This is a genomic window from Pontibacter sp. BAB1700 (assembly GCF_000277005.1).
Taxonomy (GTDB): domain Bacteria; phylum Bacteroidota; class Bacteroidia; order Cytophagales; family Hymenobacteraceae; genus Pontibacter; species Pontibacter lucknowensis.
This window is the reverse complement of the sequence record NZ_AKIS01000054.1, coordinates 22,007-46,065: the sequence shown is the minus strand read 5'-3', so window position 1 is coordinate 46,065 and position 24,059 is coordinate 22,007. Positions and strand designations below refer to the sequence as shown.

Annotated in this window: 24 protein-coding genes and 1 pseudogene; 18 read left to right on the top strand and 7 right to left on the bottom strand. The window is 48.8% G+C overall.

The window, feature by feature from the left end:
* The 12 genes and pseudogenes from O71_RS23775 to O71_RS07500 form a co-directional block, all read left to right on the top strand.
* Positions 1 to 798: hypothetical protein (locus O71_RS23775; protein ID WP_007655000.1), on the top strand; the 798-nt coding region annotated here is incomplete at its 5' end.
* 43 nt (positions 799 to 841) lie between these two features.
* Positions 842 to 1,948 (top strand): non-hydrolyzing UDP-N-acetylglucosamine 2-epimerase, encoded by a 1,107-nt coding sequence (gene wecB / locus O71_RS07550; protein ID WP_040573947.1) that lies wholly within the window; start codon positions 842 to 844, stop codon positions 1,946 to 1,948.
* A 4-nt stretch (positions 1,949 to 1,952) separates the two neighbouring features.
* Complete coding sequence (locus tag O71_RS07545) at positions 1,953 to 3,053, top strand: glycosyltransferase (RefSeq protein ID WP_007654995.1); 1,101 nt, start codon at positions 1,953 to 1,955, stop codon at positions 3,051 to 3,053.
* Positions 3,054 to 3,389: 336 nt separating this feature from the next.
* On the top strand, positions 3,390 to 5,129 hold the full coding sequence (locus O71_RS07540; protein ID WP_155800685.1) for a glycosyltransferase family 2 protein: 1,740 nt from the start codon (positions 3,390 to 3,392) through the stop codon (positions 5,127 to 5,129).
* A gap of 107 nt (positions 5,130 to 5,236) precedes the next feature.
* Positions 5,237 to 5,620, top strand: a complete 384-nt coding sequence (locus O71_RS26400) for a WecB/TagA/CpsF family glycosyltransferase (RefSeq protein ID WP_007654991.1) — start codon at positions 5,237 to 5,239, stop codon at positions 5,618 to 5,620.
* Positions 5,617 to 5,895 (top strand): WecB/TagA/CpsF family glycosyltransferase, encoded by a 279-nt coding sequence (locus tag O71_RS26395; protein WP_007654989.1) that lies wholly within the window; start codon positions 5,617 to 5,619, stop codon positions 5,893 to 5,895. The genes O71_RS26400 and O71_RS26395 overlap by 4 nt, the downstream gene beginning before the upstream one ends.
* Positions 5,896 to 5,996: 101 nt before the next feature.
* Positions 5,997 to 7,208: an O-antigen ligase family protein gene (locus tag O71_RS07525; protein WP_155800683.1), complete on the top strand. Its 1,212-nt coding sequence runs from the start codon at positions 5,997 to 5,999 to the stop codon at positions 7,206 to 7,208.
* Between the two features lie 78 nt (positions 7,209 to 7,286).
* The gene (locus O71_RS07520) at positions 7,287 to 8,669 is read left to right on the top strand and encodes an undecaprenyl-phosphate glucose phosphotransferase (RefSeq protein ID WP_007654985.1); all 1,383 of its coding nucleotides are present in this window, start codon (positions 7,287 to 7,289) and stop codon (positions 8,667 to 8,669) included.
* A gap of 56 nt (positions 8,670 to 8,725) precedes the next feature.
* Positions 8,726 to 10,132: a histidine--tRNA ligase gene (gene hisS, locus O71_RS07515; RefSeq protein WP_007654983.1), complete on the top strand. Its 1,407-nt coding sequence runs from the start codon at positions 8,726 to 8,728 to the stop codon at positions 10,130 to 10,132.
* Between the two features lie 9 nt (positions 10,133 to 10,141).
* A pseudogene (gene hutH / locus O71_RS27140) lies at positions 10,142 to 11,645 on the top strand (histidine ammonia-lyase).
* 185 nt (positions 11,646 to 11,830) lie between these two features.
* Positions 11,831 to 13,411: a hypothetical protein gene (locus tag O71_RS24250; protein ID WP_040573944.1), complete on the top strand. Its 1,581-nt coding sequence runs from the start codon at positions 11,831 to 11,833 to the stop codon at positions 13,409 to 13,411.
* Positions 13,360 to 13,722 carry a T9SS C-terminal target domain-containing protein gene (locus O71_RS07500; protein ID WP_040573943.1) on the top strand — a complete coding sequence of 121 codons (363 nt, stop codon included), beginning with the start codon at positions 13,360 to 13,362 and terminating at the stop codon, positions 13,720 to 13,722. The genes O71_RS24250 and O71_RS07500 overlap by 52 nt, the downstream gene beginning before the upstream one ends.
* 81 nt (positions 13,723 to 13,803) lie before the next feature.
* On the opposite strand, the gene O71_RS27135 is transcribed toward O71_RS07500, so the two are convergent.
* The 4 genes from O71_RS27135 to O71_RS07485 are packed head-to-tail and all read right to left on the bottom strand — an operon-like array spanning position 13,804 to position 17,456.
* Positions 13,804 to 13,950: a T9SS type A sorting domain-containing protein gene (locus tag O71_RS27135; RefSeq protein ID WP_007654977.1), complete on the bottom strand. Its 147-nt coding sequence runs from the start codon at positions 13,948 to 13,950 to the stop codon at positions 13,804 to 13,806.
* Positions 13,950 to 15,185, bottom strand: coding sequence for a hypothetical protein (locus tag O71_RS07495; RefSeq protein WP_007654975.1), 1,236 nt, complete (start codon positions 15,183 to 15,185; stop codon positions 13,950 to 13,952). Before O71_RS07495 ends, O71_RS27135 begins: the two co-directional genes overlap by 1 nt.
* Before the next feature lie 26 nt (positions 15,186 to 15,211).
* Entirely contained in the window at positions 15,212 to 16,600 is a 1,389-nt protein-coding gene (locus tag O71_RS07490) for a PQQ-binding-like beta-propeller repeat protein (protein ID WP_192811648.1), read from the bottom strand.
* Positions 16,551 to 17,456, bottom strand: coding sequence for a PQQ-binding-like beta-propeller repeat protein (locus O71_RS07485; RefSeq protein ID WP_040573941.1), 906 nt, complete (start codon positions 17,454 to 17,456; stop codon positions 16,551 to 16,553). Before O71_RS07485 ends, O71_RS07490 begins: the two co-directional genes overlap by 50 nt.
* 382 nt (positions 17,457 to 17,838) lie before the next feature.
* Here O71_RS07485 and O71_RS07480 point away from each other — a divergent pair, with 382 nt between their 5' ends.
* From O71_RS07480 to O71_RS27125, 3 genes are read left to right on the top strand one after another with little or no spacing between them, the layout of a single operon-like run.
* Complete coding sequence (locus tag O71_RS07480) at positions 17,839 to 18,174, top strand: YbaB/EbfC family nucleoid-associated protein (RefSeq protein WP_007654970.1); 336 nt, start codon at positions 17,839 to 17,841, stop codon at positions 18,172 to 18,174.
* Entirely contained in the window at positions 18,164 to 18,766 is a 603-nt protein-coding gene (locus O71_RS27130; RefSeq protein ID WP_007654969.1) for a glycosyltransferase, read from the top strand. Before O71_RS07480 ends, O71_RS27130 begins: the two co-directional genes overlap by 11 nt.
* Complete coding sequence (locus O71_RS27125) at positions 18,754 to 19,188, top strand: glycosyltransferase family 2 protein (protein WP_007654968.1); 435 nt, start codon at positions 18,754 to 18,756, stop codon at positions 19,186 to 19,188. The genes O71_RS27130 and O71_RS27125 overlap by 13 nt, the downstream gene beginning before the upstream one ends.
* Here the strand turns inward: O71_RS27125 and O71_RS07470 are convergent.
* On the bottom strand, positions 19,183 to 19,401 hold the full coding sequence (locus tag O71_RS07470; protein WP_007654962.1) for a PspC domain-containing protein: 219 nt from the start codon (positions 19,399 to 19,401) through the stop codon (positions 19,183 to 19,185). The genes O71_RS27125 and O71_RS07470 overlap by 6 nt on opposite strands.
* A 131-nt stretch (positions 19,402 to 19,532) precedes the next feature.
* On the opposite strand from O71_RS07470, the gene O71_RS07465 reads away from it, so the two are divergent.
* The 3 genes from O71_RS07465 (at position 19,533) to O71_RS07455 (ending at position 22,375) form a co-directional block, all read left to right on the top strand.
* Positions 19,533 to 19,979, top strand: coding sequence for a hypothetical protein (locus tag O71_RS07465; protein WP_040573939.1), 447 nt, complete (start codon positions 19,533 to 19,535; stop codon positions 19,977 to 19,979).
* The gene (locus O71_RS07460) at positions 19,913 to 21,310 is read left to right on the top strand and encodes a tetratricopeptide repeat protein (protein WP_155800681.1); all 1,398 of its coding nucleotides are present in this window, start codon (positions 19,913 to 19,915) and stop codon (positions 21,308 to 21,310) included. Before O71_RS07465 ends, O71_RS07460 begins: the two co-directional genes overlap by 67 nt.
* Before the next feature lie 81 nt (positions 21,311 to 21,391).
* Complete coding sequence (locus tag O71_RS07455) at positions 21,392 to 22,375, top strand: pyruvate dehydrogenase complex E1 component subunit beta (protein ID WP_007654960.1); 984 nt, start codon at positions 21,392 to 21,394, stop codon at positions 22,373 to 22,375.
* A gap of 199 nt (positions 22,376 to 22,574) precedes the next feature.
* On the opposite strand, the gene O71_RS07450 is transcribed toward O71_RS07455, so the two are convergent.
* Positions 22,575 to 22,784 carry a hypothetical protein gene (locus O71_RS07450; protein ID WP_007654958.1) on the bottom strand — a complete coding sequence of 70 codons (210 nt, stop codon included), beginning with the start codon at positions 22,782 to 22,784 and terminating at the stop codon, positions 22,575 to 22,577.
* Positions 22,785 to 23,085: 301 nt separating this feature from the next.
* Positions 23,086 to 24,036 (bottom strand): YihY/virulence factor BrkB family protein, encoded by a 951-nt coding sequence (locus tag O71_RS07445; RefSeq protein WP_007654954.1) that lies wholly within the window; start codon positions 24,034 to 24,036, stop codon positions 23,086 to 23,088.
* Positions 24,037 to 24,059: the final 23 nt, after the last annotated feature.

Here is a 24,059-nt window from a genome sequence, read left to right as displayed (position 1 = left end):
ATCTTTTTATCATTCTTTTTCTTTAAGGAGAATGGTATACTCATTGGCTTTTCTCTGCACATGCTCCTTTGTTCGCTCTTTAACCAATGGCTACTTAGCGAAATATTCAAAGGCCGCGTCTTTTCCGGACAAATGCCTGAATCGAGAGTTGATGTCTTTAAGTCACTCCTTGGGAAGGCTGTCCCATTCCTGTTAAGCAGCATATTTGTTTACCCCATTACCTGGTTTACAAACAGAATTCTGGTAGAGCAACCTGATGGTTTGTACGAATTAGGCTTATTCAATACGACATTTCAGTGGAGGAGCATTATCATTTTCTTTCCCATGACGATAGGCCAGGTGCTCATACCTATTTTCACCAGTTCAATTGTAAACGGAGATATTGCTAAGATAAAAAGAGTTTTAAAACTGTCGATTGTGGCTTCAGCGGTGGTATCTGTTGGCTTTACCGTCATAATTCTTCTGCTATACCCTTTCCTCCTGGACTTTTACGGGGATGACTTCAATATTTCTATTCAACTAGTGATTGTGACAGGTCTTTACACAACCATTTCGGCTGTTCTGCTCCCAATGGGAAATCTCATAAATGCTGCAGGCAAGTTCTGGACAGGTTTTTATGTCAATCTTGGCTGGGCGGTTGTACTGGTAATAGCGGCCTGGTTTCTTCTGATAAATAATTATGGAGCCGAGGGGCTGGCGATCTCTTATTTGATCGCTTATGCATTCCATATGGTATGGGTTGTTATATTTGTGTTCAATTACCTCAAAAAAGCATCACTTCATAGTGAAAGGATCTAAATAAACTATTACTACTGAAACGGCTTAAGCTAAAATTTTATTCATGAAGAAAGTTCTATTCGTCTTCGGTACAAGACCGGAGGCAATTAAGATGGCCCCTCTTATCAAAGAATTTAACAATAACCCTGATAAGTTTAAATGCACGATTTGTTTGACGGCGCAACATCGCCAGATGCTTGATCAGGTCATGAACTTCTTCTCGATAACCCCTGATTACGATCTGAACCTGATGCAACCGAATCAAACCTTGTTTGATATCACATCAAAGGGACTGAAGGCCCTGGAACAGGTATTTGAAGAGGTGCAGCCGGATCTGGTCTTCGTGCAGGGCGATACCACTACCGCTTTTATAGGTGGCCTGGCAGGTTTTTATAAGAAAGTACCAGTTGCACACCTTGAAGCTGGTCTGCGAAGTGGCAATAAGCTGTCCCCTTTTCCTGAAGAGGGCAATAGGATTATGATTGGTCATTTGGCTTCTCTGCACTTGGCCCCTACCATACTGGCAAAGCAGAACCTGGCTGCCGAGGGTATAACAAAAGATGTTCATATTGTAGGAAATACTGTCATTGATGCGCTGTTTTTAGGCCTTGACATCATTAAAGAAAACGAAGAGCCTTACAAAGAATACTTCAAGGGCATAGACTTTTCAAAAAAGGTAATACTGGTAACAGGGCACAGAAGAGAAAGCTTTGGCATTCCGTTTGAAAATATCTGTAACGCAATCAAGGAGATTGCTGCGGCGTTTGGCGACGAAGTGGAAATAGTCTATCCTGTACACATGAACCCAAGTGTGCAGGCTACTGTTGGATCCATTTTGAAAGGCATCAGAAACGTACACCTTATTGAGCCTTTAGATTACCCATACCTCATTTGGTTAATGAACAACAGCCACCTTGTGTTGACTGATTCCGGGGGAATTCAGGAAGAAGCGCCTTCATTGGGGAAACCAGTACTGGTCATGAGAGATGTGACGGAACGCACCGAGGGAATAGATGCAGGTACCGCTAAACTGGTTGGCACCGACCTGGACACAATCGTACGGGAAACCACACGATTGATGACCGATAACCACTATTACAGTTCGATGGCGCAGGCTGTTAATCCTTACGGTGATGGCCAGACAAGTAAGAAAATAGCTGAGCTGCTTTAGCGATATGAAATCAATACTTTATCTGATGCACGTGCCATGGGGCTGGGCAAAACAACGCCCGCACTTCCTGGCTGAGCATCTTTCTGATAAATTTAATATTCAGGTTTTTTACAAGAAAAGCTACCGGCAGAGCAATATGAATAATAACGCTGTGGTAGGTGCACTGGATATTGAAGAGTTGTTCGTTCTGCCGAAAGGAAATAGCTTTCGCATGATTGGTCTCCTGAACCGGTTACTGATCAAGTTCCAATTACGAAAACGCCTTAAGCAGTATGACATCATCTGGGTAGGCCACCCGGAAATGTACACTCCCATCGCTGATTCAATTCCTGATTCCTGTACCGTTGTCTACGACTGTATGGACGATGCGCTGGAATTTCCGGGAGTGAAAGAGAACAAAAGCCTTATGCTGCAGATGAAGCAGGCAGAAGGCAAACTTGTGGGTCGCTCCAACTATATTATTTGCTCCGCCGAAAACCTGGCTTTGAAAATGCAGACACGGTACGGCCTCAGCACCACTCCAAGGGTCGTAAATAATGCGATCAATATCCGGGAGGCTCAGTCAAGCTCTATAAGCACACAGCCGAAAATTCTGAGCTCCGGGAAAAAAACTAAAACGATCACCTACGTCGGGACAATCTCTGAGTGGTTTGATTTCGAATTGCTGCTTAAAAGCCTGGAGGTATACCCGAATATTGAATATGTGCTTGTCGGGCCAAAGGAAGTACCTGTTCCCCAGCATGACAGAATCAGGTATACGGGCCCCGTACCACATGACCAGGTGTTTAGCGTTTTGCAGCAGGCTGATGTTCTTATCATGCCTTTCAAACTAAATGAGCTAATCCTGTCTGTCAACCCAGTCAAGCTCTATGAATATATCTTTATGTCTAAACCTGTGCTGGCAGTCAGATACCCTGAAACGGAGAAGTTCTCTGAATTCATCCACCTCTACAATGGTGATCAAGAATACATTTCCCAGCTAGGCAACATATTGGAGAGCGGTTGTTCCGCCAAGAGAACTGAACAGGAAAATGTCGCTTTTGCACAAAATAACACGTGGAAAAAACGTGCGGAAGAACTTAACAACATTATTGGTGTGAACTAAAGCGTGAGAATACTTTTTGCTTTATTTTTTCTATCTCCAGCAATATTTGTGCTGAGCGGCATTAACATAAACAAATACCTTTATGCCGCCGTTCTGCTATCTATTGTAGTTGCTTTTTTCATTTCCAGGATAAAAAAAGCTGTCATATACGCTATCCTGGTCTATACTGTCTTTCTGATACTCTCAGGTCTAAACGGCGTGCTGAATGAGCTTGCTTTTCAGGCCATCCTTAGTCAGTTTGGCTATTACTTCAAACCCATCCTTTTCTTTCTGTTTGGCTATTTTTTCATCCGGAAATCAGACTACAACAGCGTCATTCAGTTCATATTCTATTTCATGGTGGCGGGGAGCCTGATATTTTTTACTTCCCCCGATTTTTTCATTGAACAGGCAATTTTAAAGTCTCCTGAAGGACAAGGCTATGAGCATTTCTACTCATTTGGCGGCACGGCTTTAAGAAATTCCACCTTGCTGCTATCTCCCCTTGATTCTGGGTATATCTTCATGTTCCTGTCCCTGCATTTCCTGAGCATCTACATACAAGAGAAAGAATATAAATGGCACCTGCTTGCTTGTATAGTTCTAGCTATATCCACTATCACCAGATCCGCTATACTTGGCTTAATAGCCGGCAGCATCTTTTATTTCTGGATCTCACTGGATTTCAACCGGAGATTTGTCTTTATTATCGTTTTATCTTTCCTGGCTGCAATCTTAGGCACCATCTATTACCAGAAAATCTATTACATTCTGATCAAAGATGGTTCGGCATCTATCCATATTGAAAACTTAGTGGATAGCCTGAAGGCACTGGCAAGCAGACCATGGGGATACGGCCTGGGCTATTCCGGTTGGGCTGGTATATCCCATAATGATAAGGCCTTATATTCAGAGGGTTTCTTCTTTATGACACTTATTGAGCACGGTGTATTGTTCCTGCTTTTCTATCTTTTTATATTTGTAGTATTATTTAATTACTCCAAAAAGTACTTGCTGCCAATTTACATCGGTTTTATAGTAGCCAGCCTCATGATTCCAATAGGTCTTTCTACTGTTTTCAACTGTGCCTTTTTTACCTATTTCGGATTATTATTAAGAACCCACAATGCCCATTACAGCCAGAATACAGCAATCCTGATCATCAACTGGAATAATGCTGCTGATACCATTGAGTGCCTCACAAGCCTGGCAGAACATAACTATCACAAAACACAGAAAACGGTAATCATTGACAATGACTCTGCAGACAACTCTCTGGCGGAGATCACAGAATTCATTACGGCGACATATGGAATGCCGGTAACATTAAACTGTACTGGCATTGAAGAGATAAATACGCGTGATTTACAAGCACACGAGCAAAACTTCTTCATTATCAAGAGTAGAAAGAATCTGGGATTTGCAGGTGCCAACAACCTTGGTATCCTGCTTGCTCAAAAACTGGCTGGCATCGAGTATGTATGGTTGCTTAATAATGACACCGCAATCGAGAAAAATGCACTGGAATACCTGATTGATGACGCCCGCGCCAATCCGAGCGCTGGTTTTGTGGGATCGGTTCTGGTAGATTATTACGACAGGTCACTTGTACAGTGCTGTGGGGCGGTTCTTCACCCGGCATTGGGAGTAACCAAACTTTACTTTAAAAATAAACCTGTAGAGACGCTAAATCAGGTAGAACCAGCCAAAATAGATTACCAAAGCGGAGCAAGCTTACTGGTCAAGATGTCTGCCATAGAGCAGATTGGGATGATGGAGCCTGATTTCTTTATGTATTTTGAGGAGTCGGACTGGCAAATCAGGGGTAGAAAACAAGGTATACAGAACATGCTGTCTCTGAAAAGTATCATTTACCACAAAGGCAGCGTTAGCACGAGCAACCGCAAACACTTCTTTTACTATTTCTACAACCGTGCTTCTATGCTCTTTGTGCAGCGTAACTATGTGTTGTTACTACTTCCCGCTTTACTAAGCCTTAGCTTTATCACCATTATCAAAAATATCCGTGCAGTCCAGAATATTAAGTATGGTTTCAAAGGTATTGTGCATGGTATCATCAAAAAGAGTATTGTATAGGGGTTAGTTTATGAACAAGAGCCTACACGGAGAGCTTCAAAAAAATCAGCCTATTTGATTTCGACTTCATTTCAGCAGATAATATAGAGGCTATTGTAGAACCTATATTGAGATACAGAGAGCATCCTGATTATGTCAGTGGTGCGAAGTCTCCATTCGTTGTCACACCCAATGCCTACCAGATTGTACAGTTTGATGACAGGCGTTACGCTGATCTGAAGCTTAGATTAAAGCAAGCCTTATTTATTCTCCCTGATGGTCAGCCTATCGTGTGGTCATCGGCTTTCATGAACTCTGAAAGATTAAAAGCAAGGCTGGCAGGAAGCGATCTGTTTCCCCAACTCTGGAAGTCAATCAAAAACAGATCAGAAAAGACACTGTTCGTGCTTAGCAGTGAAAAAGTAGCTTCTGCTTTGAGAAAAGAGTACGCCAACTCCGAATACTATGTGGCACCATTTTTCAGCAGGATGACCTCGAGACAGTCAACATGATCTCTGACTATCTTGTTGATCATATCGTTAAAAATCAGCCTAAATTTGTTTTTCTTGGCCTTGGTTACCCAAAACAGGAGTTAATTGGTCTGAGTATTTGGGAGAAGCTTCAGCAGCAAGGCGTTGAGTCTCCCTTGATGTTCTTCCTGGGTGCTTCATTTGAGTTTTATACCGGCCAAAAGAAGAGAGCACCGGAGGTATGCAAAAATACGGGCTTGAATGGGGATACCGCTTTATCCAGGAGCCAAAACGCACCTGGCGGAGGTACCTTTTAGGAAATGTCAAATTCTTGATGATTGTGTTAAAACAGCTAGGCAAAGCAGGATCTTAAAAGCTCAATTATTTAAATTAATGACTGATGGGGCTTTTGCAACTTATGAATCTCAAGAAGGAGACAATTTACTTCTCTATCATTCTTCTGATTATTGGAACACTTCCCTTAGGCTTTCAAACCAACGGGATCTTCATTATTTTACTAGCTTTTTACTGGCTAATCAGCGGTGATTGGCAAGAGAAAATAAAGCTTCTTAGATCGAACGGGCTTTACTTGCTCCTGATTCTGTTTTACTTTTTGCACTTATCCGCGCTACTTTACACCGATGACCTGAGAGCAGGTATACTCGAGATCGAAAAGAAGCTTCCTTTACTGGTTATGCCACTTGTGTTGGGATCCATTCCGGGGTTTAGTCAAGCCAGAATAAGAAAGCTGCTCTGGTTCTTCGTTCTTACGTGTTTTATTACCGTAATCTTTAGTAGCCTGAAAATCGGTTATATGCATCTTAAGGTTAATCAGTCTGATGCCACTCCAATCATAAAAGAGATCCTACCGCTGCATTACCCCTACTTTGGTATGTATTTGGTTTTTGCTACTCTGTTTGTCTTGCATAGTTTTAACAAGAACAACACCCGCGCAGTTTATCTCATAAAAATTGGCTTAGTTATTACATTTTCGCTTTTCATCACCTTCATAGGTGCTAAAATGGCGTTTGCCAGTTTACTTTTCATTTATGCCGCCTCTCTTGTAACTAGTGGAATCATAAACAGAAAATATAATATCAGGACCTTACTGCTATTTTGCTTTCTGCTTATTTTCTCTTTAGGAGCCATATTTATGATACCGCAGAGCCGCGAAAGATTCATTGATACGCTTAATCAATTTGAGATGAAGACGGTGAGCTGGAAATGTGGGTTGAATGTGCTTGAAAACAGTAATCTGCTTATTGGAGCAGGCCCTGCCGATGTTCAGGAGCTGCTACAACTCTGTTATTACAATATCCAGAGCTGGATGTTTGATTATAACTATAATGTACATAACCAGTTTATTGAAACTGCAGCAGGATTGGGACTGGTAGGCTTTACTGTGCTACTCCTGCTTGTCTGCCTTCCCCTTTACAGCGGCTTCAGAAACAGAAAGGTTAACACATTGCTTATCTTATTCCTGTCCCTTTTCATTCTATCATCCCTTACAGAATCTATTCTTCAGACTAACAAAGGAATTGTCTTCTTTTCACTCTTTTATTCAATCCTGGCTAGCAAGACTAGAGTCTCAACCCCGTTGCCTACCGAATCATCACAAAACTTAATATAAGGCATATTACTTTCTGCATCCTGACCTATATTTAATATATTTGCCTTCTATTATTCAAGATATTGACTTACTAAGTCCATGCCCGGCCTGTACTCCCGATATATCAAACCTATTCATGCATTAGGCGATGCAGTGGCTATATCCATTTCAGCCGCAGGTGCCTACTGGTTGGCGGAGGGGACATTAACTGGTTTTTTCACAAAACCTTATGCTAATTTTCTGGCTTATGGGCTGATAGCCTGGTTTGTGTGTACAAGTTTACTCGGGATTTATAAATTTTACCGGGTTACCCGTCTCCTCCAGATAGTGGTGAACGTACTGAAAGTGACGCTGCTCTATCTGATTCTGATAGAGGCAATCCTCAATATACTGGATACTTCAGAATTCTCCCGAAGCTTCTTGCTGCACCATTATCTCGCATTGGCCATTCTGGTGATCCTTTGGCGTATTATCGTCATCACATCACTGAGAGTGTACAGAAAGAAGGGGTACAATTACCGCAAAGTAATCATTATCGGGTACACGGCACCAGGGAAAGAACTGCGTCGCTTCTTCAAAAACCATCCGGAGCATGGCTACCGTTTTCTGGGCTTCTTTGATGACAAGCATGTGCAGGAGTCTGGTGTGATCGGTAAGATTGATGAAATAGAGGAATTCGTGACCCAAAACGATGTCGATGAGATCTACTGTAGTCCCTTTGAGCTGCAGAAGCATCAAATCGTACGATTGCTCAATTTTGTAGATAATAACCTGATCCGGCTGAAGTTCCTGCCTGAGCCGGGCGGGCTACCCTATCAGAAGCTACAGGTAGATTTCTATGACATGCTGCCCGTGCTTATTTTCCGCTCGATTCCGCTTGACGATTCGATCAATAAGTTTCTGAAGCGTACTTTCGACATCGTGTTCTCATCACTTGTCATTTTGTTCATCCTTTCCTGGCTGCTTCCTATTCTGGCTATTCTTATCAGGCTCGACTCCAAAGGTCCTATCTTCTTTAAGCAGGAACGCTCCGGCTTGGACAACCAGAAATTTAAGTGCTGGAAGCTCCGTACCATGTATGTGAACAATGAGGCCAACTCCAAACAGGCCCAGCGCGGCGATTCCCGTATCACGCCAATCGGGGCCATCCTTCGCAAAACCAGTCTGGATGAATTGCCGCAGTTCTTTAACGTGCTGATGGGACAGATGTCGATTGTAGGTCCAAGACCACACATGCTGAGCCATACCATGTACTACTCCACACTGGTAGATAAATTTATGGTGCGGCATTTTATCAAGCCAGGTATAACGGGCTTGTCGCAGGTGCGGGGTTTCCGCGGTGATACAAGTGAGATACACCAGATGCGCGGCCGCGTGAAACTCGATATCTTCTACCTGGAAAACTGGTCTTTCTTCCTCGATCTCAAAATCGTCTTCTATACCGTGTACAACATGCTGCGGGGTGAGGATAACGCATTTTAAAAATCAGCCCGTGCATTTGCTCCTGTTTTAGTAACTTCGCCTGCAAAGTTGAAAACATGAGCAAGGAAAAACCATCTATACCGAAAGGAACACGTGACTTTGGCCCCGCTGTGGTGGTCAAGCGCAATTATATATTTGGCGTGATCAAGCGCACCTTCGAGAAATTCGGCTATCTGCCGCTCGAAACCCCCGCCATGGAGCAGCTGTCGGTGCTGACTGGCAAGTACGGCGATGAAGGCGACCAACTGATTTTCAAAATTCTCAATTCGGGTGACTTCCTATCCAAAACAACAGCCAATGATATTGAGCAGGGCTCTAAGCACCTGACCCGCAAGATTTCCGAGAAAGCACTTCGCTACGACCTGACGGTGCCGTTTGCCCGCTTCGTAGTGATGAACCGCAACGAGATCAGCTTCCCATTCAAGCGTTACCAGATTCAGCCGGTATGGCGTGCCGACCGTCCCCAGCGTGGCCGCTACCGCGAGTTTTACCAGTGCGATGCCGACGTGGTAGGCACTAACTCTCTGCTATGCGAGGCGGAGATCGTGCAGATGATCGACGAGGTGCTGAGCACGCTAGGGATGACGGACTTCACAATTAAGATCAACCACCGGGGTATACTGGCAGGTATAGCGGAGGCCATTGGAGAGAAAGGCCGCGAAGGTGACATTTGCGTGGCCATCGACAAGCTCGATAAGATCAGAGCAGAAGGCGTGCGCAAAGAACTGCTGGAGCGAGGTATAGCCGAGGGTGCCGTGGATAGACTGGAGCCTCTTTACGAACTGAAAGGATCTAACCAGGAAATATTAGACCAACTTCAAACACTACTTGGCAGCACTGAAGAAGGCCAGCGAGGCCTGAAAGACCTTCAGGAGGTATGGGAGTACCTGGAGGACCTGGGAAGTGATGCTCTTGTAACGCAAAACCCATCCGGTCAGCCACGCCTACAGCTGGATGTGACACTGGCCCGTGGCCTCTCCTACTACACCGGCTGTATCTTCGAAGTGAAAGTGAACAACGCCAATATGGGCAGCATCAGCGGTGGTGGCCGTTACGATAACCTGACAGGCATGTTTGGTATGCCAGGCGTTTCGGGTGTCGGCTTCTCTTTTGGGGTAGACCGCATTTATGATGTGCTGGAAGAGCTGCAGCTGTTCCCGGCAAGCAGTGAAGTGGGTACCAAAGTACTCATTGTGCAGTTTGACAAGGAATCGGAGCGTTATGCCCTGCCCCTGCTACAAAAGCTGCGCAACGCAGGTATAGCCTCGGAGCTATACCCGGAAAGCGCCAAGCTGAAGAAGCAGATGAGCTATGCTGACCAGAAGAAAATACCATTTGTGCTGCTGGTAGGTTCTGAGGAAATGGCCTCCGGCAAGCTGAAGCTGCGCGACATGCAGTCCGGCGAGCAGGACGAGTTGTACATCGACGACATCATCTCCCAGTTAAAGTCTGAATCACTATAAACAAACAGCATGAGTGAAGTTCACCATATCTCCAGTCAGCACCTGAGTCTGGAGCGCATCGAGGAAATTATCAGCCACAGGTATAGTCTGGCCCTGTCGCAGGAGGCGGAAGAGCGCATTTTGCACTGCTACGATTACCTGCACCGCAAGATCGCCAGCTCCGACAAGAGCATTTACGGCATCAATACCGGCTTCGGGTCGCTTTATAAAAAGCAGATCTCGCATGATAACCTAGAGCAGCTGCAGCGCAACCTGATGATGTCGCATGCCTGCGGTATGGGCGACGAGGTGCCGGCTGAGGTAGTGAAACTGATGCTCCTGCTCAAAATTCAGTCGCTGGCCTATGGCAACAGCGGGGTGCAGTTGCAGACCGTGAAGCGCCTGATCGACTTTTATAACCGCGACATCTACCGATCGTGTACCAGCAGGGTTCACTGGGGGCCAGTGGTGACCTGGCGCCGCTGGCGCACCTCTGCCTACCATTAATTGGCCTGGGGGAGGTATACTACCAGGCTACCGCCTCGAAAGCCGCCATGTGCTGGAGATGTTCAGCTGGGAACCGATTGCACTGCAGGCCAAAGAAGGACTTGCTTTGCTCAACGGTACCCAGTTTATGAGTGCCTATGGGGTGCATTGTTTGCTGCAGGGCCGCCGCCTGTCCCGCACAGCCGATGTGGTGGGAGCTCTGTCACTGGATGCTTTCGACGGGCGCATTGAGCCGTTTAACCACCTGATTCACCAGGCGCGTCCACATAGGGGCCAGATTGAGACGGCTGCAAATTTCCGTCAGCTGCTGCAGGGAAGTGAGTTGATCAGTCAGTTCAAACAACATGTGCAGGACCCCTACTCTTTCCGCTGCATTCCGCAGGTACACGGCGCTTCCAAAGACGCCATCCGCTACGCTGAGGGGGTGATCCTGACTGAGATCAATTCCGTGACCGACAACCCGAACATTTTCCCGGACGAAGACGAGATCATTTCGGGCGGTAACTTCCATGGGCAGCCGCTTGCCCTAGCGCTGGACTTTCTGGCGATTGCACTGGCGGAGTTGGGCAGTATATCCGAGCGGCGCACGTACCAGCTAATCTCAGGCAGCCGCGGTTTGCCTGATTTCCTGGTAGCGGAGCCTGGGCTGAACTCCGGCTTTATGATCACGCAGTATACGGCGGCATCCATTGTAAGCCAGACCAAACAACTTTGCACTCCTGCTTCCATTGACACGATCCCATCCTCCAACGGGCAGGAAGACCATGTGAGCATGGGTTCTAATGCGGCCACGAAGCTCTATAAAGTGGTGCAGAATGTGGAGCGTGTGTTGGCCATAGAGCTGATGAACGCTGCGCAGGCGCTGGAATTCAGACGTCCGCTTCGAAGCTCACCACTGCTGGAGCAGCTGTTTGCTGATTTCCGCGAGCAGATCCCTTTTGTGAGCACTGACCGTGTGATGCATCCTGATATGGAAAGAAGCGTGGATTTTATTAGAACCGGCCACTTGCTTGTTGTCCAGAATTAAGGGATAGTTCATAAAAGAGAAATCCGCAGCAGTTCCCGGTACTGTTGCGGATTTCTCTTTTTAATTGCCTGCCTTGCCTTACACTTCCCATTTAACAAAGACTCTTCCTATACCTGAATTTTAGGTTCAGGCTTTTCTCCTATCCCTTGCTTGACTATATTCGTAGCACACCCTATACCTATCGCTTGAGACTGCTACTGTTCATATTGTTTCTTTTCGCTGCTATTCCTGTTGTGGGGCAGCAAGGCTGTTTCCGGGCTATACAGAATGAGCAGGAAGTAAAGGTGATTTGCGCAGGTATACCTGTGTTCTTTGTGGATTGCAGCACTGACCAGAATGTACAGTATACGACTTTCTACGATCCGGGCCCTGATGCTTTTGACCCTCAGAATTTTGACCAGAGTGAATTAGTGAATCGTGGTGCTGATGGCCGCTTCCAGTATACCTATACGGAGCCCGGCAAATACATCATCACACAGATCATCAATCGCGGAGGTGGCAACAGCACCACTATTGAGCCCCAGGAATTTGAAGTAGTCGCCACTCCGGCTCCCAGTTTCACGGTGCAGCCCTGCGCCAGCAGATCGGTTCAGGTTACCATTGCGGACATCGGATACAATTTGTATGACATTGATTATGGGGACAACACCATAGCACGAGGCGTCGCAGCCGGAGAACAACCGCTCTATACCTACCAGGGCACAGCTGCTACTTATACCATCACGGTGCGTGGAAAGTACACGGGCAGCTCCTGCGAGACAAGCAGTACAAACACCGTCACGCTTTTGCCGGCTCCTCCCACACCCCTGATTGCAAAGCTGGAAGTGCAGCGTGAGGCTGCAGACGGTGAGATCCTGTTCACGTTGGAGAATCTGCAACCGGGCTACCGCTATGTGCTGGAGCGACGCACCACAGCAGCCGGCAATTTTGAACCAATCTTTACAAGTGCGCCAGCTACTCAAAACAGGTGGGTTGACTTCAGAATAGGCAATATAGACACCCGACAACCTCTACAGTTCCGGATCCGCCCGGCCGATAACTGCGGCAATCAGCTTCCACTCTTTTCAGCTCCCGTTAGCAGCCTGGTGCTGGGTGTGCAGACTGGCAATGAGCTGGCAAACCTCAGCTGGTCAGGTATAGGCGGCGATGTGCAGAGCTACCAGGTATACCGCGAGGGCAACCAGCTAGCGGATCTAAACAGCAACACGACCACTTATACCGACCGCAATCTGAGCTGCGGGCAAAACTACGGCTACCAGGTAATCAGCACCCTGAATAATGGGCAAAGCCGCTCGTTTTCAGCTTCCCGCTGCGTGCAGGCCACCTCAACAGCCACTCCGCCGCCCGGCTACCTCTACAGCACCTACGATCTGAACAACCAGGTACAGCTGGCACTTGCCATTCCAGGCGGCCAGACAGCCCAGCAGATTCGCTTCCAACGCAGTATTGAGGGAGAGCCCTTTGCAGACCTGGCCACCAGCCAGCAGACAGAGCATACGGACCCGCTGCAACCGCTGAATCCGGCTTGCTACCGCGCCAGCTACACCAACCCCTGTGAGCGCAACTCGGCTCCCAGCAACACCACCTGCCCGGTTTACCTGATCGCACTACCCCAGGAGAACGCCCCGGTTGTCTCGTTGGGCTGGACTGGCTATGTTGGTTTTCCGGATGGCGTGAGCAGTATACGCTGGAGCTACTGGACGCTGACGGCCGTGTGGTCAGCAGTATACCGGTTACGGGCAATACCTACACAGACCGCAACCTGAGTGAGGAGCTTCAGGAGCTGCGCTATCGTGTACGGGTGACTTCCGGTAACGGCAATGCCACCTCTTATTCCAACACGGTGGTCATCCAGCAGCCTTTGCAGGTGCATATTCCCAATGCATTTACGCCTAACGGTGACGGACTGAATGATGTGCTCGAAGTAAAAGGGCGCTTCATCAGGTCCTTCAGCATCAAGGTATACAACGGCATGGGACAAGTCGTGTTTGCTTCTGACGACCGCAACAATGGCTGGGACGGCACCTACCAGGCAAACCACAGCCAGCAGGAGCCTATGCCTACGAAATCAACATAGTGAGCAACAATGGGGAAGCAAAGCGCCGTACCGGTACTGTCACGCTGCTGCGCTAATCCAGAACCAGTACGGCGCCACTTACTATCTCTCAACCACTATTTTCACGGTCTGCACCCCGCCAGCACTGGTAATCCGAGCCAGGTACATGCCTTTTTTCAAAGAGGAGACATCCAACTGGACTTCGGTGACTTCACCCGCTTTTGCTTGGCCCTGTCTTACCTGCTGCATCAGCGCCCTTTCATATCAAAAAGCTGCAGTTCATAAGCGCTTTCCACAGCCGAGGTAAAACGAATTGTTGTGAGCGCATCGGCAGGATTCGGATAGGCTAGCAGTTCGGTTGATGCCAGTCTCTGCATACCTTCCCCATTAGCAGCATGCAGGTCGCGGTTGTCTTTTCTGCCATTGATCACGATGTTGCCCCAACCGATGCGGGGTCCGGTTTCGGATGACAGGTCGTAAATATCACCTCCAGACTCAAAGTTGTCGAACACCACGGCATTGCCACGGCTAAGGTCCCAGACGCGGATGCGAAGCTGATCATTAGGATCGTTTTTGCCTTTGCCACCCGCGTCGCGCACCGACACGATATAGCCGAATCTGCCTACGCCCTGTAGTTGTGCTGTCCCTTTCCAGATGGCCTGGTCTCCGGTGATCACCAGCCAGTCGAGCGCTCCGCTTTGGGAGAATTTCTGCTTGTTCACGGTCAGCTGCAGTGTGCCTTGCGGTCTGGTGGCGTGCTTGTTCTGATACCGGACAGAGAAAGAGAATTCAGCTTCGAGCTTTTGGCTATTGCCACCCAACCCGAAATTGGCCAATACGATGCTGCCAGAGCCCTGGACATGGCCGGCTTCCGGGTCATAAATGACGTGCCACTGGTTGTAGTCGCTGTTGGTCGCCTCCAGGCAGCTTTCAGAAAAGTCAAGTCCTACCTGGTAGATTCCCGCCTGGGTATAGGTATGCTTGCCCGTGATGCGTGAGGTGCCAAAAGCGGTATAGGACATAGTCGGCTCCGAGCCGTCGCCCCAGGTCCAGCGCAGACCGGTGTCTTCGGTGAGGATGTAGGGCGAAAAGTCAGCGGTAGTGCGTGCCTCCCAGCCTGCCCGTATGGCATAAGGCGCCAGGTATAGCTGCACATTTACAGGTATAGCGCAGGATGGCTCTTCTGTGGTTTGACTGTATTTTACGGTTAGGAGGTCAAAGTTTGTATCAGGCGAGTAGGTTGTATTCACCACAAATACATTTCTGTCTTTGTCCAGAGCCAAAAGTTGTTGCATATGATTAGCCTGCCCTTCCTTGAACACATCCCATACCCTGGAGCCATCTGAGGTCTTGTATTTCACGATTTGCACACCATCCGTAGTACTGTACGCTACATAGATGCCTCCTGCCTCGTCAAGTTCAACAGCCGAGATGGCCCCTTGGAAGGGAGTTGTCCATATAACACCGGGTTCCTCTGTGCTCAACTTGATTAGCCTGTTATTAAAACTCGTTACGTAGCTCCGCCAGCATTGTCAAGGATCAGGTTCGACAAGCTGCCTGAATTTGTTACCTCGTCAATGGTAGGCTGCCGCCATACGAATGCACCACTAGCTGCCTCAAACTTAAGCAGGTAGGCCACATGCTCACCAGTGTCCAGAATGTCGAGGGCAGCCAGGTATACGCCTGAAGTGGTATCAACGGCTATACCCGTCACCTGGTGTTCAGTCTGTCGGTTACTGCTGTTGTAAATTTCGTTCCACAGCACACTGCCGTCGCCGCCCGCATACTTTGCCAGCGCCAGATTGTTTACTACAGCGGGGGCACGTGCGGTGCCAGTCACATACACATCACCTGTTTCGTCCAGGGCGAAGGCAACCAATTCATTCAGGTCACTGTCTGAGTCTTGCCGTCCGTAACGCTTGGTCCAGAGTTCCTGTCCTGTTTCAGTGTCAACTTTGATCAGGAAATCCTCTTGAGGAAGATCAAACTGAGGACTAACCGTGCCCATGATGTAGAGATTCCCCAGTTGGTCGAGTTGTATTTCCCTGCCCAGGTTGGCATCTGTGGGACCATGCTCTTGTTCCCAGATCGTCTCGCCCGTAGCACCACTCAATTTAAGTTGCCTGATTTGCGGACGCGCATCGCTTCCGTACACGCTTAGCATCATATACACAGCGCCCGCTGCGTCTACTGCCAGATGTTTGGACTGCCTGACATCACTGTTATAGAACTGCCTGTTCCAGAGCAGCTCCCCGTCAGGCGAGTACTTGAGCAAAAAAGCATGCTGATACGGACGTGAAGCGTCCGGGTTCCCGCTGGTGGCCGTAACATACACATTACCATCATTATCCGTCACCATGTTCGCTGGCTGGTCTATACCTGGTAAAGTGTGGATGAAGGTAGTATTGAAAACAAGCGTACCTGTAGCTGTCTGCAGGCTCGCCACAAAAAGGTGTGAATCAACACCACCAGAGGTTCCGGTCAGGTGCAAAGTACCCGCTTCAGATACTTTCACCCCATCCAGTACATAGGTGCTGTCTTCCTGAGAAGCATATTCCCATACCTGCTCCCCATTGGTAGCGCTATACCTGCCAACCGCAAAGGCAGCATCTGAAAGTGTGACACCTAGGTAAGCATGACCCGCCTCGTCTGTGTCAAGGGCAGCAAAAGAGCCCTGTTGCAGACTCGACCAGTGTAAACTGCCATCAGCAGCGCCATACCTTGCCAGCTGAGTGCCTCCCTGCACGTTGCTGACCATGTAGAGCCCTCCTGCTTCATCAGCCACCAGCTGCCCGGGTATACCTGCACTCTGTAGTGGCTCCTGCCACACCTGGTTGCCATTGGCGGCATCATACCTGATCAGGTAAGCTTCCTTCGGGCTGATCAGGATCCGTTGCATATAGTACCCCCCAGGTATAGACGCCCCCTGTTTCGTCCACGGCAATTTGCATTGCACGGTTCTGCAGATTGGAATCGTACTGCACTTGCCAAACCAAAGAGCCATCGGCCCCGCTGCGCTTTGTCGTCAGCATCTGGCTGGCGTTATCCAAAATACCCGTGCTGCCTGTCAGGTAGATGTCTCCCTGACTGTCCAGGGCTATACCTGCCACATGCTGGTACACGTTAGGGGGCTCGGTTCCTGACACAGATTGTATCCATATCCTTTCCCCATTGGCGGCATTGTACTTAAACAATTGCGTAAAGTCTCCGGGCATATTAAAATGGCCGGAGCCAACCATAATCAGTCCTCCCCTATTATCTGCCAATAGCTCTATACCTGTCATGTTACTAAACGGCGTCTCACTCTGCTGCCAGACCACCTGGCCATCTGCCACATTATATTTCACCACATACACCGTCGTTCTGGAACCCATGTCAACCGTGGAAGCGGCTACGTAAAAGCCTGTTTCGTCCAGTGCGACATCAACCAAGGCATGGGGATATTGGAACAGTGGAAAATGGTGCTGCCAGAGCACTTCGCCAGTGGGGCTAAATTTAGCTGCCACAAAGGCATCGTAATTGGTAGGAGAACCCAGGGTGCTAATTCTGCTGTTGCCCGCCACATAGGTGTTGCCAGCTGCATCAACCGCGCTAAAAGCACCTGACTGAAAAGTGGGAAAATCGCTGCCATAGCGCCGCTCCCAGGCTTCTGTAACCTGCTGCGCCAAAACAGGCTGCACAAGAAGTGAAAGAAACAAAGAAACAATTAACAGGAATCCATAGTCCCGATTGGGCAAGCGTGTAAAATCTGACATAGGAATGGAGTAAATTTATTGTACCATATATAGTTATAATCACACAGAAGCAGTGTTGCTCCAGTCTAAGAAGACGTAAAAAAGGATGAAAGTTGTGGAAAGGGAGCGGATGTACCATTGCTGACAAAATTACCAGCTAAGCAAACAATTTATTATATGTATAATTATAATACGGAAGTTCTACCTTCCAGGATAGATAAATTTCACAGCATTAGTGCAAAAAAATGGGGCGAAAGAATTGGACCCAATTGATTATGAAGCATCGCCGGCTCATCTCACCGACACCATTTTTCCCTTAATTCAAGATATGCTTGTATATTTGTATACCCCTCGGCTACGGGGGACGTTTATACCTGTACAGTACACCAAAAGAAGATAGACTATGTTTGATATGATGGGCATGATGGGCAAGATGAAAGAAGTCCAGGCCAAAATGAAAGAAGCGCAGGACAACCTGCAGCACATTACCGTTACCGCCGAGTCGGGTGCGGGCCTCGTGAAAGCGACTGTGAATGGGCAACGCAAGCTCCTCAAGATTGAGATTGACGATTCCATCCTGAACACGAACGACCGCGACATGGTAAACGACCTGGTGGTGGCTGCCGTGAACAACGCCATGCTGACTGCGGGCGAACGCGCGGCTGAAGAAATGAAGAAGAGCACAGAAGGCCTTTTACCTAATATTCCCGGTTTAGATCTAGGAAACTTTGGCCTCTAATCCCAGCCTCACGGCTATTGTCATACTTAATTGGAACGGACTCCGCTATCTGCAGGAGTTTTTGCCCTCGGTAGTGGCCAACAGTTCTGGCTGTGAGGTCATCGTGGCCGACAATGCCTCTACCGATGGCTCTATTCCTTTCTTACAGGAGCACTTTCCGCAGGTGCGCATCATCCAAAACGACGATAACTACGGCTTCTGCGAAGGGTATAACATTGCCCTGCGCCAGATCGATGCCAAGTACTACGTGCTGCTGAACTCTGACGTGGACGTGCCGCCGGGCTGGACAGAACCGATCATCCAGTTAATGGAAGCCGACGAGAACATCGCCGTTTGCCAGCCTAAGATCGTTTCGCAGCAACACCCTGACTTTTTTGAGTACGCCGGCGCAGGCGGCGGTATGCTGGATTCCCTGGGCTATCCTTTTTGCCGTGGGCGCCTGTTTGAAACGCTGGAAGAAGACAAAGGGCAGTACAATGATGTGGCGGAGGTATTCTGGGCGACAGGCGCTTGTATGTTCGTGCGAGCCAATGCATACCACGGTCTGGGGGGGATTAGAGCCAGCTTTTTTTTGCGCATATGGAGGAGATAGATTTCTGCTGGCGCGCCAAGAACGTAGGGTATAAGGTGATGTACAACGGGCACAGCCAGGTATACCATGTGGGAGGCGGTACGCTGCACAAGTCAAATCCGCGCAAAACTTACCTGAACTTCCGCAATGGCATGGCCTTGCTGTACAAAAACCTGCCAGCCAAGGAGCTGTTTTCAACTGTTGTTATCCGCATCCTGCTCGACTGGGTAGCGGCCCTGCGTATGCTGCTGGCAGGGCAGCGAGCCGATGCCAAAGCGGTACTCGATGCACACGTTGCGATACTCCGCAACAACAAGTACTGGCGCCAGCGCAGAAAAGAACAACAGCTGAAAGGTACTTTTCCGGCTATGACGGGCGTTTACAGAGGAAGTATTGTGTGGCAGTACTTTGTGCGCCAGCGACGCACGGTGCGGGACTTATAGATCCCAGACGGTGCTACGCTCGCGGCGCAGGTGCTTGCTTACGTTCATCCAGAAGGCCATGATAAAGTACAGGATGATCGGAGAGCCCAGTGTGAAAAACGAAATGTAGATAAAGGACAGGCGGATGCTGCTAGAGGCTATGCCAAGCTTCTCACCCAACATGGCGCAGACACCAAAAGCCTGAGATTCGATAAAATATTGTAGCCTTTTCACTTTCGTTTGATTTAATTTTAAAAGTAGGAATTATACAGGTCACTGTCAAAAAAAAAATCGACAAACCCCATAAATGCAACGCTATAACGCAGGTCGCTACCTATATCTTACGTTGTATACCTGATTCGGATATGAAACACAACAAAAAAAACGCTGCTTTGTTCCTGCCCCTGGCTGTTGTTATGCTCACGGCCAACACAGGCTGCACCCTGCAGCGCATGGTAAAACAAGCCCAAAAGCAGGAAATTGAAGTCACCCCAAATCCACTTGTCGCCAACGGCGAAGAAGTGGTATTTGAGCTAAAGGCCACCCTGCCTGAGAAGATGCTGAAGAACAACCAGGACTACCGCTATAAGATCGATGTGGTATACGAAGCTGCCGGCCAGCAGCGGGAACACCTGGGTGCACTTAACTTTGATATCGGCAATTATCTATACGAAAACCGTCGCCCGACCATCACGCAGGAGTTTGCTTCCCCTACGCTCCGCACAAGAACAAAGGCCGGTTACTGGTGCAGGGTACCGCTATCGACAAGCGCAAGCGCGACCGGGTGGCCTATACCCGGGAAGAGCAGGTAGCAACTGGCCTCAACACCACGGCTCTGCTGATGGTGCGCAGCAACGACTATACCTATGTGCCGGATAACTACAAGACCATGGCCGAAGGTCCTGCCAGCATCATGTTCTACTTCGACGAAAACCAATTCGCCACCAAAAACTACCTGGGTGAAAACCTCCCCCTGCTGGATCAGTACGCGATGGACACGGTGAAGCAGCAGACCATCAAGGTGATCGGAAGCCAGGCGCCTAACGAAAAAGGCACTGACCTGGCACAGAAACGCGCCAAAGCGCTCGCCGACTACTACCGCAGCAAGGTCAGTCTGCTCGACTACTCGGGTAAGAAGGTGGAGATCAGCACGGAAACAGAGCCAACCGACTGGGCAACCTTGTTGGAGCGCGTAAATAAGTCGGCTTTGCCGAAAGCCCAGAAGCAGGAGATAGCTACGATACTGCAAGGTACTGGCTCCGAAAAGCAGAAAGCAAATGCCCTGCAGCAGAGTGCAGCTTTCGATTACGTACGCAAGTACATCTACCCGACCATGCGCTTTGCCCGTGTAGAGGTGGACTACAACCGCGCCCGCAAATCTGACTACGAGCTATACCTGCTGGCCCGCCGTATCGCCGACGAGTCTGCCAGCGCTGATGTGCTGACGGCAGACGAGTTGCAGTATGCTGCCACCCTTACTCCCCTGCTGGCTGAGCGCCGCAAACTCTACGAAGCTGCCGTGAAAACCACCGACAAGTGGCCTGCCTACTACAACCTGGGCGTGGTATATACTGAGATGGCCCGCAAAGAGTACCGTACGAAGGCCAGAGAAGCACTGCTCGACAAAGCCATTCATAATCTGAACTTTGCCGGATTCCGCAATCCAACGGCCGAAGTAAACTACGCGCTGGCCAGCGCCTATCACCTGCGCGGCGAACGTGAGAAGGCCCTGCAGATCTACGACTATGCCATTAAAATGGGTGGTGAGCAGGAGCTTCTGCACCGTATCTTCACCGACAAAGCCGCCCTTGAAATGGAAATGGGCCTCTATGACGAGGCCATCCGCAGCCTGACCTACTCTGGCGACGATTACCAAACCAACATGAACCTGGGCCTGAGTTACCTGCTGAAAGAAAACTACGAAGGAGCACGAGACTATTATGAAAAAGCGCTGGAGCTAAAGCAGGATGATCCGCTGGCGCATTACTCACTGGCCATCGTGGGTGCTCGCCAGCAGAACGAAGGCATGGTGCGCATCCATTTACGCCGGGCTATACAGAAGGACCGCAGCTATATGGAACGCGCATTTGATGACCCGGAGTTCGCCGCCTATCACGGCAAACAGCATTCCGGGAAGCGATGATACGATAAGTTACGCGCTATACATTGCAAATTGACAGACTTATCTTAATTTTACCAACTGAACCGAGATTTTAACATTAATATGCGAAGTATACAGTTTAGAGAAGCCCTTCGTGAAGCCATGTCAGAGGAAATGCGCCGTGACAAGAGCGTGTTCCTGATGGGTGAGGAAGTAGCCGAATACAATGGTGCTTACAAAGTGAGCCAGGGCATGTTGGACGAATTTGGTCCTGAGCGTGTGATTGACACTCCTATTGCCGAACTTGGCTTTGCCGGTATTGGCGTAGGTGCCTCTATGAACGGCCTGCGCCCTATCGTAGAGTTCATGACATTCAACTTCTCACTGGTAGCCATAGACCAGGTGATCAACTCTGCCGCCAAAATGATGTCTATGTCAGGCGGTCAGTACTCCTGCCCGATGGTATTCCGCGGCCCGACAGGTAGCGCTGGTATGCTGTCTTCTCAGCACTCCCAGAACTTCGAAAACTGGTACGCTAACACGCCTGGTTTGAAAGTAGTTGTTCCTTCTAACCCATACGACGCCAAAGGTCTTCTGAAGTCTGCTATCCGCGACAACGATCCGGTGATCTTCATGGAGTCTGAGCAGATGTACGGCGACAAAGGCGAGGTGCCTGAAGAAGAGTACCTGATTCCGATCGGTGTGGCTGACATCAAACGCGAAGGCTCTGACGTGACCATCGTATCGTTTGGCAAGATGATGAAAGTTGTTTTGGCTGCCGCGGAGGAACTTGCAAAGGATGGCATCAATGCGGAAGTAATCGACCTGCGCACGGTGCGCCCGATCGACTACAAAACGCTGATCGAGTCTGTGAAAAAAACCAACCGCATGGTCGTAGTTGAAGAAGCCTGGCCACTGGCCTCCATCTCTGCTGAGCTGGCTTACCACATCCAGAGCAACGCATTCGATTACATGGATGCCCCTGTGAAGCGTGTAACCTGCCGCGACGTGCCTCTTCCTTATGCCCCTACTCTGATCGAAGCCTCCCTTCCAAACGTGGAGCGTACGATTGAAGCGGTAAAGCAAGTAATGTATAAGAAAGCTTAAGCAGCTTCTTACAATAAATAAAAACGCCCCCTGACTCAAAAGCCAGGGGGCGTTTTGTGTTTGATAGCGACTTTATGGAAAGAACCAAGTACTTCCAGCGTAAAGTTACTAGCCAGGAATGCACAGTAATTCTTTTTAAAGCTCTCGGAACGCAATTTAAAGTGACTGCCTGCGTTCAGGCCGCAACGCGTTCCTGTTTCTAATCCAGTATTCTTACAGCAATCGGGTTGAGGCGGTCGCCTTCATTCTCGACTTGCACCTCTACTCTATTGCCTTCCTTCAGTTGGTCGAATGTAACTGTTTCGCCGTTTCTGGTCAGCCTGGTAGTCTCTCTGAAATAAAGTTCTAGTGTTTTGTTATCGTCAGTTTCCACATAGATCTCAGTCCGTTCAGGTTCTACTTTTTTCACGTTGCCTGGTACGTGCCAGATGCTACGGAACTGGATTCGCCATGATGTGATTCCATGTCTTGCGAGTCATCATGCTGTGACTCCATGGTGGTGTTATCTTGCGATCCTGTGGTATCGGAACCGCCATCCTGACAACTGTATAGAAACAGGGAGAGTAGCGCAAATGCTGCGAATACTGATTTAAGGTTTTTCATAGGTTATATTTTAGAATTTATGCTATAGTTTCTCTTATTCCGTTTAAAACTGCCTGTTTTATACGTTTCAGTCAAAAATTGTTTGTCTCCTGCCAGCCGTGTTCGTTTTAGTTTAGCCCCGACTTCCGTTTTACCTCCACCTTGCCAGTTTCTTCATCTTCCTCCACTTCCTGCTTCTCCACCTTTACGGCGGTGTCAGAGGGTTTTATCCCCTGGTCATGTTCTTCGGAATATACCTGCGTGAATTCCGCGCCCAAAAGAAAGATGATCGAGGTATAGTATACCCAAACCAGAATCAGTACGAGTGAGCCGGCAGCCCCGTAGGTATCGGCCAGTGGGTCATGTTGAAAGTAAATGTTGAGGACGTACTTGCCCAGTGTAAACAGTATGGCTGTGACCGCAGCGCCCACCCATACATTCGGCCAGCGAATTTTGGCGTCTGGCAGTACTTTGAAGATAGCCGCAAAAATAACAGTGGCAATGGCAATGGATACCAGCATGTTACCAATCGTGACCAGGTATACCGCTATACCTGAGAGCTCCTGCCGCAGGTAATCATACACCAGTCCCAGCACCACATCAATCGAGAGCGAGACGAGCAGCAGAAACCCGAAACTGACTACCAGCGCCAGCGACAGGATGCGCCCGAGCACCAGTTTCATAAGGCCTTTGTCTGCCTTTGCTTTCACCTTCCACATGGCATTGAGCGAGTCCTGCAGCGCTACAAACACGGTTGTCGCACTAAAGGCCATGACCAGCACGCCCACAATGGTCCCAATAGTACTTGACTCCGACTGGCTGGCATTTTCGATAATGCTCTGGATCTGGGATGCGCTGTTGCGCCCCATGATTCCGCCAACCTGATTTACGACCTCCCCACGCACTGCATCCTGCCCAAAAGCAGCACCTGCAATCCGGATGGTGATGATCAGGACGGCTGGCAGCGAGAAGATGGTATAAAAGCCGATGATCGCGGCGTAATCCAGTGGATTGTCGTCGAAGAACTTCTTAAAAGTCTGCTTGGTAAGTTCCCAGGTTGTTTTAAGCTTTTTCTGCATACCTGCTTTCTGTTTCCCTTAAG

What these genes read in the sequence shown, in the direction of transcription:
- O71_RS07465 (WP_040573939.1), top strand. Translation starts at nt 19,533, where the DNA reads ATGAAACACAACAAAAAAAACGCTGCTTTGTTCCTGCCCCTGGCTGTT.
- O71_RS26395 (WP_007654989.1), top strand. Translation starts at nt 5,617, where the DNA reads ATGATCTCTGACTATCTTGTTGATCATATCGTTAAAAATCAGCCTAAA.
- O71_RS27125 (WP_007654968.1), top strand. Translation starts at nt 18,754, where the DNA reads ATGGAGGAGATAGATTTCTGCTGGCGCGCCAAGAACGTAGGGTATAAG.
- O71_RS07485 (WP_040573941.1), bottom strand. Translation starts at nt 17,456, where the DNA reads ATGTCAGATTTTACACGCTTGCCCAATCGGGACTATGGATTCCTGTTA.
- hisS (WP_007654983.1), top strand. Translation starts at nt 8,726, where the DNA reads ATGAGCAAGGAAAAACCATCTATACCGAAAGGAACACGTGACTTTGGC.
- O71_RS07490 (WP_192811648.1), bottom strand. Translation starts at nt 16,600, where the DNA reads ATGCAACGGATCCTGATCAGCCCGAAGGAAGCTTACCTGATCAGGTAT.
- O71_RS07455 (WP_007654960.1), top strand. Translation starts at nt 21,392, where the DNA reads ATGCGAAGTATACAGTTTAGAGAAGCCCTTCGTGAAGCCATGTCAGAG.
- O71_RS07545 (WP_007654995.1), top strand. Translation starts at nt 1,953, where the DNA reads ATGAAATCAATACTTTATCTGATGCACGTGCCATGGGGCTGGGCAAAA.
- O71_RS07520 (WP_007654985.1), top strand. Translation starts at nt 7,287, where the DNA reads ATGCCCGGCCTGTACTCCCGATATATCAAACCTATTCATGCATTAGGC.
- O71_RS07445 (WP_007654954.1), bottom strand. Translation starts at nt 24,036, where the DNA reads ATGCAGAAAAAGCTTAAAACAACCTGGGAACTTACCAAGCAGACTTTT.
- wecB (WP_040573947.1), top strand. Translation starts at nt 842, where the DNA reads ATGAAGAAAGTTCTATTCGTCTTCGGTACAAGACCGGAGGCAATTAAG.
- O71_RS07540 (WP_155800685.1), top strand. Translation starts at nt 3,390, where the DNA reads ATGGTGGCGGGGAGCCTGATATTTTTTACTTCCCCCGATTTTTTCATT.
- O71_RS07480 (WP_007654970.1), top strand. Translation starts at nt 17,839, where the DNA reads ATGTTTGATATGATGGGCATGATGGGCAAGATGAAAGAAGTCCAGGCC.
- O71_RS27135 (WP_007654977.1), bottom strand. Translation starts at nt 13,950, where the DNA reads ATGCAGCAGGTAAGACAGGGCCAAGCAAAAGCGGGTGAAGTCACCGAA.
- O71_RS07525 (WP_155800683.1), top strand. Translation starts at nt 5,997, where the DNA reads ATGAATCTCAAGAAGGAGACAATTTACTTCTCTATCATTCTTCTGATT.